The organism is Teichococcus aerophilus (assembly GCF_014490485.1).
GTDB classification, from domain to species: domain Bacteria; phylum Pseudomonadota; class Alphaproteobacteria; order Acetobacterales; family Acetobacteraceae; genus Pseudoroseomonas; species Pseudoroseomonas aerophila.
Genome location: NZ_JACTVA010000058.1, coordinates 1 through 16,369 on the forward strand (window position 1 = coordinate 1; position 16,369 = coordinate 16,369).

Here is a 16,369-nt window from a genome sequence, read left to right on the forward strand (position 1 = left end):
GGCGGCCTGGCCGCGCCGCCCCCAGTTGCGCCACCTTTGGCGCCGCCACCCCCCGCCGGGCCGGGCCCTGGCGCCGCGCCGCTCGGCATGGGTGCCGGCGGGGGCGCCGGCATGGTGTCCCTGGTCGCGGTGCTCAGCGGGCTGGTGCTGCGCGAGGGCGATAACGACGCGACCTTTCGCTGGGGCGGTACCGAGCAGCCCGGGCGGGCGGAGCGGCCGATCGAGGCGCTGCAACGGGCGCTGGAGGCCGCCGGCATGCTGGACAGCAAGGTGGATGGTGAGTTCGGTCCCGCCACCAGGCGCGCCCTGCGGCGCTTCCAGTGGTATGCGCGCCACCACAGGGCGCGGATGCGCGGCGGGCAGATGGAGGACTACCCCGAACCCGCGGGCGTGCAGCTGAGCGGCGAATGCGATGCGTCCTCCGCCACCGCGCTGGAGGGCTGGGCCGGTTGCGCGGCGGCCTCTCCGCTGGTGCTGGTGCGGGCCAGTGCGCTGGGTCGCATCCGCCGTGCCGATGGCTTCACGACCCTGCCGCAGGGCGCGGACGACGACCATATCCTGGTCCATGCGGATTTCCTGCCGGCCCTGCGCATCCTGGATGAGGCGGCGCAGCAGCACGGGGTGGAACTGCGGCTGAACCAGGCCTTCCGGGTGGCCGGTGCACCGGTCAGCGGCGCGGTGGTGCCGCCTGCCACACGGTCCCAGCACCTGATCGGCCGCGCGGTCGATGTGAACATCGTGCTGGATGGCCAGCTCTTCACCTCCGACATGCTGAAGGGCGACCTGCCGCCACCCATCCAGGCCTTCATCCAGAGCGTGAAGAGCCAGGGCCTGCGCTGGGGCGGTGACTTCGCCCAGAAGGACACGGTGCATTTCGACCTGCGCGTGCCGGATGACAGCGAGGATTACGAGATGGAGTATTTCTTCTGCCAGCACGGCTTTGGCCGTCCGGGTTCGATCCGTCTTGCCTGATATCGTCTGGAGGGGTGCGCATCTCAAACAGCTAGGCGTAGTTGCCGTGGCTGGCCAGCGTCTCGATCGAAGATCGGTTTCTGGCGCGGATTGGTATTTGGCCCGGGGTGGAAGGGAAGGTCAGGGGAATGAATTCCCCTGAAACCCCATCTTTTTTCTGCAAGTTTGGCGTGGGGCTTCAGACTGGGAGGTGGAGCCGTAGAATACTATGGGCCATCAGGGCTGAACCGTCTGTCGCCGGAGGTCACGTGGCTCCAGTGTGACCCAGTTCCTGGTGAGAAAGGCAGGACCTACCCACGGCCACACTCAGAAGATTCGCAGAAAAAAAGAAGGGGCCCGGGGAATTCCTTCCCCGGCCTTCCGCTTCCCTCCCCCCCCCCCCTCAGGCCGCGTCCGCGCTCCGCAGCAGCCCCACCTGGCGCAGCACCGCCGCCAGGGCCTGGGCGGCCTCGGTGATCTCGGCATCGCCATGGCGCGGGGTGGGGGTGAAGCGCAGGCGCTCCGTGCCGCGCGGCACGGTGGGGTAGTTGATGGCGGTCACGTACAGGCCGTGTTCCTCCAGCAGCAGGCGGCTGACCTCGCGGCACAGCGCGGCATCCCCCACCAGCACCGGCACGATGTGGCTGGCGGAGGGCATCGGCTCCACCCCCACGGCGCGGAAGGCGTCCTTCAGCCGGGCGGCGCGTTCCGCATGGCGGGCGCGGAGGCCGGTGGCCTGGCGCACATGGCGCACGCTGGCAAGGCCGGCGGCGGCCAGCGCCGGCGGCAGGGAGGTGGTGAAGATGAAGCCGGCGGCGGCCGAGCGCAGGTAGTCGATGACCTCGGCACCCGCCGCCACGTAGCCGCCGTGGCAACCGAAGGCCTTGGCCAGGGTGCCCTGGATGATGTCGATGCGGTCCGCCACCCCGTCGCGCTCTGCCACCCCGGCGCCGGTGGTGCCGTACATGCCGACGGCGTGCACCTCGTCCAGGTAGCTCAGCGCGCCGTGCTTGCGGCAGATATCCGCCAGCTCCGCCAGCGGGGCGATGTCCCCATCCATCGAATAGACGGATTCGAAGGCGACCAACTTGTTCACGCCGGGTTCCGCCGCCGCCAGCAGCGCGTCCAGATGCGCCGGGTCGTTGTGGCGGAACACCGTCTTCGCCCGGGCATTCTTCATGCCGGCGATCATGGAATTGTGGTTCTTGGCGTCCGAGAATACGTGCCAGTTGCCGCCCATGCTGGCCAGGATGGTGCCCAGCGCCGCCTGGTTGGCCACGTAGCCGGAGGTGAAGACCAGCGCCGCTGGCTTGCCATGCAGGCTGGCCAGCTCCCGCTCCAGCGCCTCGTGCACCGGCGTGTTGCCGGAGATGTTGCGCGTGCCGCCCGAGCCGACGCCATGCGCCCGCACCGCCGCGATCGCCGCCTCCGCCAACTCGTCCGACCCGCCGAGGCCCAGATAGTCGTTGGAGGACCAGACGGTGATCCGCCGCCCCTGCGCATCGGTATAGCGGGGGAACTCGCCACGGGATTTGTTAAGGGCGGCGAAGCTGCGATACCGCCCCTCCGCCTTCATGCGGCCGAGCTCCTCGCGGCAATAAGTCTGGAAGGGGTGCATGAGGGGACCTCCAGCGAACGGGTTCCACCAGATAAGACATATCGGGTTGGCCTGTCATCTGGACGAACTGTCCATGGGGAAGGCCGGGGGAAGGAATTCCCCCGGGCCCCCATCTTCTTTTTGTCAGTTTGGGGTTCGGGAGCGGAGGGCGGCGCCAGATGGCGAAGCCTATGATGACTCCAACAATCTGCTGTCTGAGGACGTGTCTCAGGATCTCGTACAGGCTGGAGGGTGGTGCCGGTCCATGTGGACCTTGTGGCCAAGCCGCCGACGAAGCTGGCGCGGAAAGACCGCTGCGAACGGACCGGCGGATTTACGGCATCAAGGCCATGCGGCTGGCCTGCCCCATCGCGGGAGGCCGTGGCCCCCGAGCGCAACACGGCCAAAGGCCGCGCATCGATAATCCCGAAAAAGAAAAGAAGGGGGCCTGGGGGAATTCATTCCCCCAGCCTTCTACCTTGTCAGATCGCCGCCGCCTGGAAGATGCGGGAGACGTCGCCCTGCCACTCGTCGCGGTACAGGCGCAGCCAGCGGTCGGCCTGGGTTTCGCCGCTGGCGACGATGGCGTCCAGCGGTTCCAGGAAGGTCTCCTCGCCCAGGCCGCGGGCGCGCAGGCCGTCCCGGGCGATGGCGATGGCGTCGGCCGCCACCTCGCGCAGGGTGCGGCCCTGGAAGGGGGTGGCCAGGGCGGTGGCGGGCACGGCGCGGCGCAGGGCCTGGATGTCGGCTACCGGCCAGTCCCGCACCAGGGCGGTGGCGGCTTTCTGCGCGGCATCGCTGTACAGCAGGCCGGTCCAGAAGGCGGGCAGGGCCTGCAGCATCTCCGGGCTGCCGGCATCGGCGCCGCGCATTTCCAGGAAGCGCTTCAGGCGCACATCGGTGAAGACGGTGGTGACGTGGTCGGCCCAGTCGCCCATCGTCGCCTCGATGCCGGGTTGGCCGGGCAGGCCCTTGGCCATGAACTGGCGGAAGGTGCTGCCGGTGGCGTCGACGTAGCGGCCTTCCCGCATGATGAAGTACATCGGCACGTCCAGCACGTATTCGGAAAAGCGCTGGAAGCCGAAGCCGTCCTCGAACGCCACGGCGGGGATGCCGGTGCGGTCCGGGTCCGTCTCGGTCCAGACGCGGCCGCGCAGGGTGCGGAAGCCGTTGGGCTTGCCCTCGGCGAAGGGGGAGTTGGCGAACAGCGCGGTGGCCAGCGGCTGCAGCGCGAGGGAGATGCGCAGCTTCTCGACCATGTCGGCCTCGGTGCCGAAATCGAGGTTCACCTGCACGGTGCAGGTGCGCAGCATCATGTCCAGCCCCATGGCGCCGACGCGCGGCATGTATTGCCGCATGATGGCGTAGCGGCCCTTGGGCATCCACGGCATGTCCGCCCGCTGCGCCAGCGGGTGGAAGCCCAGCGGCGCGAAGCCGAGGCCAAGGGGGGCGGAGGCCGCGCGGGTCTCCTCCAGGTGGTTCTGCAACTCCGCCCAGGCGGCGTGCAGGTCCGGCAGCGGCGCGCCGGACAGCTCGAACTGCCCCCCGGGCTCGAGGCTGATGGAGGCCTTGTCCCGCGTCAGGCCGATGGGGTTGCCGTTGTCCAGGATCGGTGCCCAGCCCTGGCCTTGCAGGCTTTCCAGCAGGGCGCGGATGCCGGCCGGCTCATAGGGCGGCGGCGCCAGGTTGGCGTGATAGAAGCCGAATTTCTCGTGCTCCGTGCCGATGGCCCAGTCGCCCGGGGCTTTGCTGCCCTGGGCGAACCAGTCGGCGAGTTGCCGCACGGAGGTGATCGGCGTGAGATCGGCCTCGCCGGGATTGGACATTCGTGGAACCTACCGTGCGTGTCTGCGGCTTGGCGGTAAAACCCGCCGTCAAGGTGGGGTTTGCCGTATCAGGAGGGGACGGTCCAGTCGCCCGCCAGTGCTTGCAGCACTGCGAGCCCCGCAACCGCCGCCGTCTCCGCCCGCAGGATGCGGGGGCCGAGCGCGGCTGATGAAACAAAGTGTCGCCGGCCCACGACGTCAAGTTCCTGCTTCGTGAAACCACCTTCGGGACCGACCAGCAGCGCCAGGGGCGGGTTTCGCCCCGCGAGAAGGGTGGGCAGGGGTGGCGCCGCGCCGCGTTCATGCCCGACGAAGATGGGCGTGCCGTCCCAGGCTTCCAGCGCCGCGTGCAGGTCCATGGCGGGGGCGATGGTGGGCAGGTCCAGCCGCTCGCACTGCTCCGCCGCCTCGCGCGCAATGGTCGAAAGGCGCTCGTGATTTATTTTTCCCACGATGCCGCGGGCGGTGAAGACGGGGTGGATGCTGGCGACGCCTAGCTCGGTCGCCTTTTCCACCACCCATTCCATCGCGTCCCGCTTCAGGGGGGCCAGCAGCAGGCGGATATCGGCCGTTGCGGCCTGCGGGCGCAGGCGCTGGCGCGGCACCAGGATGGCCTTGTCCTTGCGCAGGCTGGCGACGCTGGCGCGCCATTCGCCGTCCCGCCCGTTGAACAGGTCCACCGCATCGCCTTCCGCCTTGCGCATCACCTGGCCGAGATAGTGGCCCTGGCCGGGTAAACAGGGCACATCCACCCCTTCGGCGAGGTCGGCTTCGACATAGAGGCGAGGGATGGACATGGGCGGCTCCAGAGGCACTGAGGCAGGGGGCACCGATACGGGCGCGGCCCCGCATACCGATATCCGCGCCCGGGGCTGGGTCGCGCAACTGCCTTCCGCCTGGCAGCCCTATGCGCTGCTGATGCGGCTGGACCGGCCGATCGGCGTCTGGCTGCTGCTGCTGCCGGGGTTGTGGGCCTTCGCGCTGGCGGCACCGGACTGGCGGACGGGGCTGTGGCTCACGCTGTTATTCGCGCTGGGGGCCACGATCATGCGCGGCGCCGGCTGCGTGGTGAACGATCTGTGGGACCGGGAGCTGGACAAGAAGGTCAGCCGCACCGCCAGCCGGCCGCTGGCCTCGGGCGCCGTGTCGGTGAAGAAGGCGGTGGCGTTCCTCGGCGTCCTGCTGCTGCTGGGGCTGGCGATCCTGCTGACGCTGAACCCGCTCTCCATCGTCCTCGGCGTTGTCTCCCTGGTGCCGGTGGCACTGTACCCGGCGGCGAAGCGGGTGACGGACTGGCCGCAGGCGGTGCTGGGCCTCACCTTCTCCTGGGCCGCGCCGCTGGGCTACGCGGCGGCAACGGGGCGGCTGGATGCGGTGGGCAGCTTCCTCTACGCCGCCGCCTTCCTGTGGATCCTGGCCTACGACACCATCTATGCCCACCAGGACCGGGAGGACGACATCCTGGTCGGTATCCGCAGCACCGCGCGCCATTTCGGCGAGCGGACGCGGCCCTTCCTGGCCATCTGCTACGGCGGTGCGGTGGTGTTGCTGGCGCTGGCGGGCTGGCTGGGCGGCATGGGGCCGTGGTTCTGGCCGGTGCTGCTGCTGCCTGCCGCCATGCTGGCCTGGCAGGTGGCGCGGCTGGACATCCATAACCCGGCGCTGTGCCTGCGGCTGTTCCAGAGCAACCGCGATGTCGGCCTGCTGATCGCGCTCGCTTTCCTGGCGGGGCGGCTGTGAACGGCGGCGGGGCGGTGGGGCCGACGGCGGCCTCCGGGGTGCCGGAGGGCACGGCCATTGCGGCTGTGGGGGGCGTGGTGCCCGGTGGTGCGCCTGGTGGCGCGCCTGCCGAGGCGACGGGCCTTGCACCCGTCATGGCGGTGGGCGCGCCTGGGGATACGGAGGGGCCGGGCGGCGTGGGCGTGTCCGCCATTACCTTGGGCGGGCCTGGCGGAACGTTCATCGCCGTGCCGGGCGTCATGCAGAGCGATGCACGTGCTGATGGGCTGGCGGCTGGCGCGGGCGGGATGCCCGATGCCCGGCCTGCCGGCACTGCAGCCGACGCCCCACCCACTGCTACTGCAGCCGCCGTCCAGCCCGCTGCCGGTGCAGGCCAGGCCACCGACCCGGCCGAGGCCTTCATCGCTGCCCACACCGCCCTGGCCCGCCCCGCCCTGGTGCCCGAGGTGGAACTGTACCTGGCCACCGAGATCACCCCGATCTGGCAGGCCACCGAGGAATGGCTGGCCGAGCGCAACATCGAGCCGCCCTTCTGGGCCTTCGCCTGGCCCGGCAGCCAGGCCCTGGCGCGGCTGATGCTGGATGGCACAGTGGATGTGCGCGGCCGCCGCGTGCTGGATTTCGCCGCCGGGGGCGGGCTGGCCGCCATTGCCGCCCTGCGCGCCGGCGCTGCCAGCGTCGAGGCCGCCGAGATCGACCCCCTGGCCCGGGCCGCGACCCGCCTGAACGCCCGCCACAACGGCGTGGCGGTGGCGACGCCCGAGGATGACGTGGTCGGCGCCCCCTGCCGCTGGGACACCATCCTGGCCGGCGACGTCTGCTACGAAGCGCCGATGACGCAGCACATCATGCCCTGGCTGCGCCGCCTGGCCGCCGGCGGGGCCGAGGTGCTGCTGGCCGACCCGGGGCGGGCCTACCTGCCGAAGGACGGCATGGTCGCCCTGGGGCGCTTCCCTGTGCCGACGACGCGGGAACTGGAAGACCGGGACAGCCGGGAGGTGACGATCTACCGCGTGCTGGGCTGAGGCGGCGAGAGTCTTCGGTTAGGCCGCTGCGGCATCGATTGGCTGAGTGGAAGCAAGGCCGGGGAAGGAATTCCCCGGACCCCATCTTGTTTTTTCGAGTTATTGTGGTGGCTGATGGCAGTGGTTTGCAGCCTGGCCCAAAGTGGCAGGGTGCATGGAATGGCTCTGCTTTAGAGCGCGATGCGCTCATATTCGTTGACGCATCATGCTCTACGTGATCGCGTGATTCAGACTTTTCGATGATTCAATGTCGAGCCATCACGCTCTAGCGGCGCGTTGCGCCCCATGCGCCGGCCCTCAGCCATGGGTCCGGACCGAGAGTGGGGACAGGGCGGAGTCGCCGACAGAGAAAAATCCTCCCCGACCTTTCACCCCATCCACTGGGACAGCAGCAACGAAATCCTGTCGCGGAAACGGGTCGGCCAGGCGGCGGGCTCGGCGTCTTCCAGCGTGACCAGGGGCGCGCGCAGCAAGGGCTGGCCGCCGGCCAGGGCTTCCACATGGCCGATGACGGTACCGCGCGTAACCGGTGCGAAAGGCGTCGTGTCCTCCAGCGTGATGCGCAGTTGCGGCTGGATGCCGGCCGGCAGGGCCAGGATGCGCCCTTCCGTCACGCCCAGGCCGACCGAGCCCGCCGCCGAGCCGTAGACGCGGCTGTGCTGCAACGCCTCCCCCGCCGTTAGCACCTGGACCAGATGGAAGGCCGAGGCGCCGTGGGCCAGCAGCGCGCGGGCGCTTTGCACCTGGGCGGCGCGGCTCGGCGCGCCCAGCAGGACGACGATGAAGCCGCGGTCCGGCTGCCCCGCCGCCGCCAGGCCGCGGGAGGAGACGACGATATTGTAGCCGGCGGCCCGGGTATGGCCGGTCTTCAGCCCATCGACCGTCGGGTCCAGTGCCAGCAGGCGGTTGGTGGAGGTGTGCTGGAAGCGCTGGTAGGCGAAGTGCTGCTGGCGGGAGAGCTGGTAGACCTGCGGAAAGTCGCGGTCGAAGGCCAGCGTCAGGCGCAGCAGGTCGGCCGCCGTGGTGTAGTGGGTGGGGCCGGGGATGCCGGACGGGTTGTTGAAATGCGTGCCCGACATGCCGAGCCGCACCGCCGCCGCGTTCATGCGGGCCACGAAAGCGTCCTCATCCGCATCCATCGCACGCGCCAGGGTCAGCGCCGCATCGTTGGCCGAGACCACCAGCAGCCCGCCCATCAGCATGGCCAGGGAGATGCGCTGGCCCGGGGCCAGGTACATGCGGGATTCCTCGTTGCCGACGCGCCGGACCGCCGCCGGCACCTCCACCGCCTGCTGCCAGCTGAGCCTTCCATCCCGCACGGCTTCCAGCACCAGATAGGCGGTCATCAACTTGGTGAGGGAGGCGGGCTCCCACCGAAGGTCCGGGTTGGATTCCGCCAGGATCTGGCCAGTGGTGCGGTCGTAGAGAATCCACGCCCCAGCCTGCACTAGGGGCGCCTGGATGCCAGCGGCCTCCGCCGGGGCCAGCGCGGCGGCGGCGGGCGCTGCCGTGGCGGTAGCGAGGGGAGCGGGGGCCTGAGCCAGGGCAGGCGCGGCGGCCAGGAGCACCAGCAGTGCGGCGGTTGGTGGCAGGCGGAACATCCGTACGGCATCCCCGATGCGGCCTCGCGCCGGGGCCAGAGGCGTCGTTCCGGTGGGCGATGGCCGCGGGCTGAAATCGGGCGGAAGCTAGGCCAGGAGCCTGAGCGCCGCCATAGGCCGCTCTGCAACGAAGCGTGGCAAAGGGCGGGGCGCGCTGCGGCTGGGGGCATAGGCTGGGTTTGAGGGGGCGCTGTCCCCCTCAAGCTCCCCTGGCAGGGGATGCGATCCCCTGCACCCGCGTCGAGACAAGCGTGATACTTGGTGCTGCGCGCTGTGCTTCTGGAATTACCGTGGAATAATCAATGTTCTGAAGGTTTTTCATTCCTCAGATAAAGCGACCTCAGAAGGGGTTTCCAAAGGCCTCAGGCCTTTGGCGGGGAGCGTTTGAGAGGGGCAGCGCCCCTCTCAATCACCCAGCGGCCCCGGAAGGCTCAGATTTCCTTGGCCAGGTCATCCAGCGCCGCCCCGATCAGGTCCAGCATCTCATCGATCTCGGGTTCGGAGATGGTCAGCGGAGGGGAGATGGCGGCGGATTCGTTCACCAGCACCCGCATCATCACGCCATGCTCCAGCCCCAGCGCCTGCCAGCGCGGGCCCAGCTTGCGGGCCGGGTCGAAGGTCGCGCGGCTGGCCTTGTCCGGGCTCAGCTGGATGGCGCCGATCATGCCGACTCCGCGCACCTCGCCCACCAGGGGGTGGCTGGCGAAGCGGTCCTGCATCGCCTTCTGCAGGTAGGCGCCGCGGGTGGCGACGAGCTTCGGCATCTCCATCTCGTCGTAGATTTTCAGCGTCTCCAGCGCCACGGCGGCGGGTACCGGGTGGCCGGAATAGGTGAAGCCGTGGCCCCAGGTGCCGGCGGCGTCCGAGCCCTCGGCGATGCCCTGGTAGAGCTGTTCGCTGATCATCACGGCGGAGATCGGCAGGAAGGCGGAGGAGAGCTGCTTGGCGCAGGTCAGGATATCCGGCTGGATGCCGAAGGTCTGGCAGCCCCAGTAGTGGCCGGTGCGGCCGAAGCCGCAGATCACTTCATCCGCCACGAACAGCACGTCGTGCTTCCGCAGCACGGCCTGGATCTTCTCGTAATAGGTAGCGGGCGGGATGATGACGCCGCCGGCGCCCATCACCGGCTCGGCGAAGAAGGCGGCCACGGTGTCCGGGCCTTCCCGCACGATCAGGTCGTCCAGCTCCTGCGCCAGGCGGCTGGCAAACGCTTCCTCCGTCTCCCCGGGCTGGGCGTAGCCGTAGTGGTGCGGGGTGGAGACGTGGAAGAACCCGGCGATCGGCAGATCGAACATCTTGTGGTTGGCCGGCTGGCCGGTGACGGAGCCGGAGGCGACCGTGATGCCGTGGTAGCCGCGCACCCGGCCGATGATCTTCTTCTTCGCCGGGCGGCCGATGGCGTTGTTGTAGAACCAGATCATCTTGATCGCGCTGTCATTCGCCTCGGACCCCGAATTGGCGAAGAACACCTTGCTGAACGGCTTGCCGCCGGTGGAGAGCGGCGCGCGCTGGATCAGCGCCTCCGACAGGTCGATCAGCGGGTCGTGGCTGCGGGCGCCGAAGGCATGGTAGAAGGGCAACTGCTGCATCTGCTTGTAGGCCGCATCCGCCAGCCGCTGGTTGGCGAAGCCCAGCGAGGCGCACCACAGCCCGGCCACCGATTCAATGTAGCCCTTGCCGCTGTCGTCGAAGACCTTGATGCCCTGGCCGCGCTGGATGATCAGCGGGCCCGTATCCCGGAACGCCTTGTGGTTGGTGTAGGGATGCAGGGCATACTCGATGTCCCGCGCAGCGGCGGAGTTGAAACGCGGGGCATCATCGGGCGGGGTCATCGACACGGTCCTTGCAGGCTGAACGGAAGCGCAGCACCCACTCTGCGCCCAACCGCGCCAAGCCGGAAGAGAGCACGCCAAAGCTTGAACGGGTCCGCGTGCCGAAAGGCAGCCCGGCCTGGAGTTCCGGGTCAGGTTGGGCTGGCGGGGAGGGTGGAGGAAGGCCGGGGAAAGAATTCCCCGGACCCCTTCTTTCTTTTTCGAATTTGGGACAACGCTGCAGGACTGAGAGCGGACGCGTCTTGATGATTTTAATGATGGGCCACAAGGGCTGAACCGTCAGTCGCCGAAGGTCCAGGACCTCCGGCACACCCAGCCGTCTCTCAGGCGCACGGCTTCAACAGTCCCGCCCGAAAATTCGAAAAAGAAAAGAAGGGGGCCGGGGAATTCTTTCCCCGGCCTTCCCGTTGCACCCACCGGGAAACGGCTTGCCCCACTCCCCCAATATCGACAGGCTCTCCTCCAAGATATGGAAGGCCGAGAGATCATGCGCGAAGAATTTCACGGGATGAGAAATAACGGCGTGTCTCGCTTGGCGATTGGCCGGCGCGGGCTGTTGGGGGTCGCGGGCGGGCTGGTGCTGGCGGGTGGGGCGCCGGCTCGGGTGGCGGCGGCGGCTGAGGGCCTGCTGCGGGTCGGGCTGGTGAATTTCCCGCCGAATATCCGCCCGCTGGAGAATACCGGATCGTCGCAGGCAGCGGTGAAGATGATGATCTACCGCAGCCTGCTCTCCTACGACCATGCCGGCCAGTTGCGGAACGAGATGGCGGAGAGCTGGGTCGCGGAAAGCCCGACGGCCTACCGCTTCAAGCTGCTGCCGAATGTACGCTTCCACAATGGCGATGCAGTCACGGCCGAGGATGTGCGCTTCACCTTGCAGGAAATCCTGGCGGAGAACTCTACCGCCTACATGAAGCCGTTCCTGTCCGTGGTGGACAAGGTGGAGGTGCTGGGTCCGCTGGAAGGGCGAATCCTGTTGAAGGAAGCGTCGATTCCCTTCCCGCATTTGATGGCCAGCTACCATGCGCCGATCCTCTCGGCGAAGAAGGCGGTGCTGAACGGGCTGCCGGTGGGTACCGGGCCGTTCAAGCTGGCGGCGATCGAGCGCGGTTCCTCCATCGAGGTCGAGCGCTTCGAGGGCTTCTACAAGCCTGGCCTGCCGAAGGTCGCGCGCATCCGCTTCCAGGGCTACTCGGACGAGAACCTGCGTGTCTCCGCCCTGCAGGCTGGCGATGTGGACGTGATCGAGGGCGTGCCGTGGCAGAGCATGAGCGCCATCGACGCCAACCCCCGGCTGAAGATGGAAAGCACGGTGGGTCCGTTCATGAACCTGCTGTTCAACACGCGCACCGGGCCGTTCACCGATGCGCGGGTGCGCCGCGCCGTAGCCTACGCCATCAAGCGGGATGAGGTGGTGCGCGCCGCGCATTACGGCCGCGGCACGCAACAATTCGGCCTACCCTACCCGGCGCCGTATGATGACCTGCCCAGCGCCGGTATCTTCTCCTACGATCCGGCGCGCGCGAAGCAGCTGTTGCAGGAGGCCGGCGTCGGCGGCGGCTTCGCGGCGACGCTGCTGGCGACATCCAGCCCCACGCTGCACCAGGCGACGGCCGAGGTGGTGCAGCAGAATCTGAAGGAAGTCGGCATCGACGTGACGCTGCGCCTGCCGGAATGGGGCACGCGCGTCACCATGGGCAATCGCGGTCAATACGACTTCGCGGTGTTCGGTACCGTGGCGGCGTGGCCGGACCCAGATGCGCTCTCCGTCTACCTCACCGGCAGCAACGCCTACACACGCTCCCACGGCTTCAGCAGCGAGAAGATCGACGCCCTGCTGCAGGCCGGGCGGCAGGAGGCGCACCCGGCGAAGCGACGCGCGATCTATGACGACCTGCAGAAGCAGGCGGCGGAGGAATGCCCGATCGTGTGGTTGACGCTCCGCTCCCAGGCCTTCGCCATGCAGGCCGGGGTGCAGGGTTTCCACAATCTTCCAGGCAGCCTCACCTTCTACGCGCCGATCACGCTGGAAGAGACGTCGCCGGGGTAACGGGGCTATCCCGCTTTCTGATGGGAAAAGGCCGGGGAAGGAATTCCCCGGACCCCATCTTTTTTCTGTCAGTTTCTGGACGCGCGATGAAGGAGGGTGGGCCTGTTTGTTGGGGTGGTCGCGCCAAGTTTGCGCGACGGGTGGTGCAGGCTGGCCACGCCGCTTTCGATGCAACGGCGCATTCATGGTTTGCCTGCGGCGCCAACGCTGGTTTAGCGCATGATGCGTCCCCATGCGTTCATACACCATGCTCTGTGCTTCTGTTCGGCCGCGTGATTCAGGCTTCAATCACTCGGCCAACTCGCAGAAAAAAGATGGGGGCCAGGGGGAATTCCTTCCCCCAGCCCTCCTCAACGCGCCGCCACCGGCGCCAACGAACTGTAGTACCGCGCCACCGCCTCGATATCCTGGGGCGTCAGGCGGGAGGCGATACCCTCCATCACGGCCACCGTATCGTTCTGGCGGCGCCGTTCCTGGAAGGCATTGAGCTGGGAGACGAGGTAGGTCTGCGGCTGCCCGGCCAGCGGCGGCAGCATCACCCCTTCGCCACGCCCGCGCAGGCCGTGGCAATTGCCGCAGGCGGGGATGGCCTGTGCATTGTCGCCCACCTCGTCCAGCTCCCGCCCTCGCATGTCGAGCGAGGCGGCGGAAAGGCTGGTCTCCGCCGGCTTCAGGCTGGCAACGTAGCGGGCGACGGAGCCGCGCTGCGCACCGTTCAGCGCGCGGGCGATGGGCGTCATCTGCTCGTTGTTGCGGACGCCGCTGGCGTAGTCCTCCAGCTGCTTGGCGACGTATTCGGCCGAGAGGCCGGCCAGGCGCGGATAGGGCGCCTGCCGCTCCGGGATGCCCGCCTCTCCATGGCAGGTGGCGCAGCTGGCGCCGCCGCCGACGCCCTGGTTGAAGATCGGCGCGCCGTCCTCGGCATTGGCGATGATGGTCTGCCGCGCCCAGCCCGGCAGGGCTTCCGGCTGCGGATAGGGGCGGGCGGGTGGCTCGGCCTCTTCCGGGCTGATGATGTGGGTGGCGATGCCGCCGCCCACCAGCGCCAGCAGGAAGGCGCCGACGAGCGGTACCGCCGGGCTGTCGAAGAACTTCATGTCCGCACCAGGGGGCCGGGGGCGCGCAGGTAGTCACGCTTGACGGCATCGGCCGTCAGGTAGGACAGCGCGCCCAGGGTTTCGGTCGGGTTGTAGGAAGCGTTCTGCGGGAACATGCTGGAGCCGACGACGAACACGTTCGGTACGTCCCAGCTCTGGCCATAGCGGTTGACGACGCTGTTGCCAGGATTGTCCCCCATGATGGCGCCGCCGGTCAGGTGGGTGGATTGGTAGACGGTGCTGGTATAGGGCTTGGTGCGCGGGTTGCCGATGGCGCGCTCCACCCCGCGTATCTGCCGGCCGATTTCCACGCCACGATCGGTGACGAAGCGGGACATGCGGATATCGCTGTCGTGGATATCGCTGGTGATGCGCAGCAGGGGCTGGCCGTAGGCATCCTTGTAGGTGGGGTCGAGGCTGAGCCAGCTGCCCGGATGCGATTGCTGCGCGCCGGTAATGGTGATGTTGACGCAGTGGTTGTAGTAGCGCCTGACCCCGGCCTTGAAGGCGCTGCCCCAGCGCGGCGTCTCCGGCAAGGTGGGGTGGAAGTTGATGGGCCCGGCACCGTTCACCTGGATCTGGATATAAGCGCCGCCGATGAAGCCCTTGCCGGTATGGTCGAAATTGTCGTTGTTGTAGTCGTCCAGCGTCACCGCGGAGGCGCCTGAGCCCATGAAGGTGTTCAGGTTATAATCCTCCCGGAAGAAAAGCTGCACGCTGCTGGTGGTCTGGTGCGTGTAGTTGCGGCCCACCTGGCCCTGGCCCGTCGTCGGGTCGAACGGCGTGCCGATGCCGGAGAGCAGCAGCATCCGGGCGTTGTTGATGGCGAAGGTGCAGGAGAACACCATCTCCGCCGGCTGGAACAGCTCCTCTCCCTTCGCATCCACGTAGGTGACGCCGGTGGCGCGCTTCTTGTCCGGCGTCAGCTCGATCCGCACCACGTGGGAATCGGTGCGCAGCTCGAAGCTCGGCTGCTTCATGGCGGCGGGCAGGACGCAGATATTGGGCGAGGCCTTGGCGAAATGCTCGCAGCCATGCCGGGCGCAGAAGCCGCAATAGGAGCAGGGGCTCATGTTCAGCCCCTCCGAGTTGGTATAGGGCCGGGTGACCAGGGAGGAGGGCTGGATATACGGATGCAGCCCCATCCGTGCCGCTGCCTCGCCAAACAGCGCGGCGGCGAAGGGCACCTTCATCGGCGGGTTCGGATAGTCCTTGTTGCGCGGCGGATCGAAGGGATTGGCGTCCGGCGGGGTGTGACCCTGCACGTTGCCGCCGCGGCCCGAAACGCCGGCCAGTGCCTCGAACCGCTCATAGAGCGGCTCCAGCTCCGCGTAGGTGACGGGCCAGTCCTGGGAGGTGAGCCCCTCCAGGATGCCGGCGCCGTATTTCTCGGTGTAGTGGCTGCGCAGGCGGAACTCGGTCTCGTCGAAGCGGTAGGAGACGCCGGCCCAGTGCGCGCCGGCGCCGCCCAGATGGTTGCCGGGATAGGCGAAGCCCCAGCGCCGCATCGGCAGCGCGGTCTGCGCGGTGGTATTGCGGAAGGTGTACGTCTCGCGCGCGGTGTTCTGGTGCAGCTCGTTGCGCCGCTCGTATTTCAGCTCGTCATGCACCTGCGGGCTGGCATAGTCCGGCGCGGTCCATTTGGCATGGCCGCGCTCCAGCATCACCACCCGCTGGCCGGCGGCGGCGAGCTCCTTGCCGATGATCGAGCCGGTCCAGCCACTGCCGATCACCACGACATCCACGGCGGGAAGGGTACGGCTCATGGATGCTGCCCCCCCTCATGGCCGACATGCTGCGGCGAGGGGGCGTGGCCGTGCTGGGCGTCCTCCGCATGCGCGCGCGCCAGGTCGGCGAGCGATTGCGGCGGGCGGGTGAAAGGCAGGTTGTGCCGTTCGATCTCTGCCACATAGCTGGAGTAGTAGCCTGGGAAGCCGACCAGCTTCCAACCCACCATGTCCCGGTTGCCGCCATAGATCGGGTCCGCGAAGAAGCCTTCCATCGTCAGGTCCAGCACGGTCTGGAAGAACAGTGGGCCGGGCACGGGGGAGAGGTCGAGCTCACCCTTCTCCAACTGCGTCAGCACGGCATCCTGCGCCTCCGGGCTCAGGTTCTGGAATGGCGTGTTGTGCTGCTGCTGCACCACCTCCCCCAACCGCACCAGGCCCATGCGGAACAAGGCGGCGGGGGTGTGGGAGAACTGGTAGCCCTGGGTGGGCAGACCGGCCTCGAACGGGCCCTCGGCGTAGAAATGGTCGCCCTCCGCCCAGGGCGTGGCCATCTGCCGGTCGATATAGTGGGCGACGCCGGCTTCCAGGGCGCCGGGGCCGAGATTATCCGCCGGGATCAGGCGCGCCACCAGCGGTTCCAGCAACGCCACCTCGGTCGGGCTCAGCACTTGCCAGCCCTCGCCGGCGGGGGCGGCCATCGCGGGCCTTCGCCCGGGCCGCATGGCCATGGCGGGCACGGCCAGGGCCATGCTTTGCAGCAAGTGGCGGCGCCAGATCGAATATCTCTCACTCATCATCAGCATCCTAGGAAAACGTCTTCGGTGCGGCTGGCGAGGCAGGCTCAGCTCAAGGTCAGCGACGGCGCCGTCCCGACACAAAACGCAACACGGCGGTTAAAGTTCACGCTTTTTGAAACCTGC

Annotated in this window: 12 protein-coding genes; 4 read left to right on the top strand and 8 right to left on the bottom strand. The window is 68.3% G+C overall.

The genetic code is table 11. The annotated features are described in order from the left end of the window. On the top strand, positions 1-972 hold a 972-nt coding region (locus IBL26_RS21835; protein ID WP_187786636.1), incomplete at its 5' end, for a M15 family metallopeptidase. A gap of 382 nt (positions 973-1,354) precedes the next feature. On the opposite strand, the gene hemA is transcribed toward IBL26_RS21835, so the two are convergent. From hemA to IBL26_RS21850, 3 genes are all read right to left on the bottom strand, one after another. Then, entirely contained in the window at positions 1,355-2,569 is a 1,215-nt protein-coding gene (gene hemA / locus IBL26_RS21840; RefSeq protein ID WP_187786637.1) for a 5-aminolevulinate synthase, read from the bottom strand. Positions 2,570-3,030: 461 nt separating this feature from the next. Then, on the bottom strand, positions 3,031-4,374 hold the full coding sequence (locus IBL26_RS21845; RefSeq protein ID WP_187786638.1) for a glutamate--cysteine ligase: 1,344 nt from the start codon (positions 4,372-4,374) through the stop codon (positions 3,031-3,033). Positions 4,375-4,442: 68 nt separating this feature from the next. Further along, positions 4,443-5,171, bottom strand: a complete 729-nt coding sequence (locus IBL26_RS21850) for a 16S rRNA (uracil(1498)-N(3))-methyltransferase (protein ID WP_187786639.1) — start codon at positions 5,169-5,171, stop codon at positions 4,443-4,445. On the opposite strand from IBL26_RS21850, the gene ubiA reads away from it, so the two are divergent. Both ubiA and IBL26_RS21860 read left to right on the top strand, forming a co-directional pair. Then, positions 5,164-6,114, top strand: coding sequence for a 4-hydroxybenzoate octaprenyltransferase (ubiA, locus tag IBL26_RS21855; protein WP_408901965.1), 951 nt, complete (start codon positions 5,164-5,166; stop codon positions 6,112-6,114). The genes IBL26_RS21850 and ubiA overlap by 8 nt on opposite strands. Positions 6,115-6,515: 401 nt before the next feature. Beyond that, positions 6,516-7,139, top strand: coding sequence for a class I SAM-dependent methyltransferase (locus IBL26_RS21860; RefSeq protein WP_187786656.1), 624 nt, complete (start codon positions 6,516-6,518; stop codon positions 7,137-7,139). 368 nt (positions 7,140-7,507) lie between these two features. Here the strand turns inward: IBL26_RS21860 and IBL26_RS21865 are convergent, their stop codons facing one another. Together IBL26_RS21865 and IBL26_RS21870 are read right to left on the bottom strand one after the other, a co-directional pair. Further along, complete coding sequence (locus IBL26_RS21865; protein ID WP_187786641.1) at positions 7,508-8,740, bottom strand: D-alanyl-D-alanine carboxypeptidase family protein; 1,233 nt, start codon at positions 8,738-8,740, stop codon at positions 7,508-7,510. Between the two features lie 431 nt (positions 8,741-9,171). Then, complete coding sequence (locus IBL26_RS21870) at positions 9,172-10,572, bottom strand: aminotransferase (RefSeq protein ID WP_187786642.1); 1,401 nt, start codon at positions 10,570-10,572, stop codon at positions 9,172-9,174. Between the two features lie 523 nt (positions 10,573-11,095). Here IBL26_RS21870 and IBL26_RS21875 point away from each other — a divergent pair. Beyond that, positions 11,096-12,622, top strand: coding sequence for an ABC transporter substrate-binding protein (locus IBL26_RS21875; protein ID WP_187786643.1), 1,527 nt, complete (start codon positions 11,096-11,098; stop codon positions 12,620-12,622). 350 nt (positions 12,623-12,972) lie between these two features. Here IBL26_RS21875 and IBL26_RS21880 read toward each other — a convergent pair whose 3' ends face one another. From IBL26_RS21880 to IBL26_RS21890, 3 genes are read right to left on the bottom strand one after another with little or no spacing between them, the layout of a single operon-like run. Beyond that, positions 12,973-13,719: a c-type cytochrome gene (locus IBL26_RS21880; protein ID WP_187786644.1), complete on the bottom strand. Its 747-nt coding sequence runs from the start codon at positions 13,717-13,719 to the stop codon at positions 12,973-12,975. Then, complete coding sequence (locus IBL26_RS21885) at positions 13,716-15,485, bottom strand: GMC family oxidoreductase (RefSeq protein ID WP_187786645.1); 1,770 nt, start codon at positions 15,483-15,485, stop codon at positions 13,716-13,718. Before IBL26_RS21885 ends, IBL26_RS21880 begins: the two co-directional genes overlap by 4 nt. Continuing rightward, positions 15,482-16,243: a gluconate 2-dehydrogenase subunit 3 family protein gene (locus IBL26_RS21890; RefSeq protein WP_206684283.1), complete on the bottom strand. Its 762-nt coding sequence runs from the start codon at positions 16,241-16,243 to the stop codon at positions 15,482-15,484. Before IBL26_RS21890 ends, IBL26_RS21885 begins: the two co-directional genes overlap by 4 nt. Positions 16,244-16,369 lie beyond the last annotated feature (126 nt).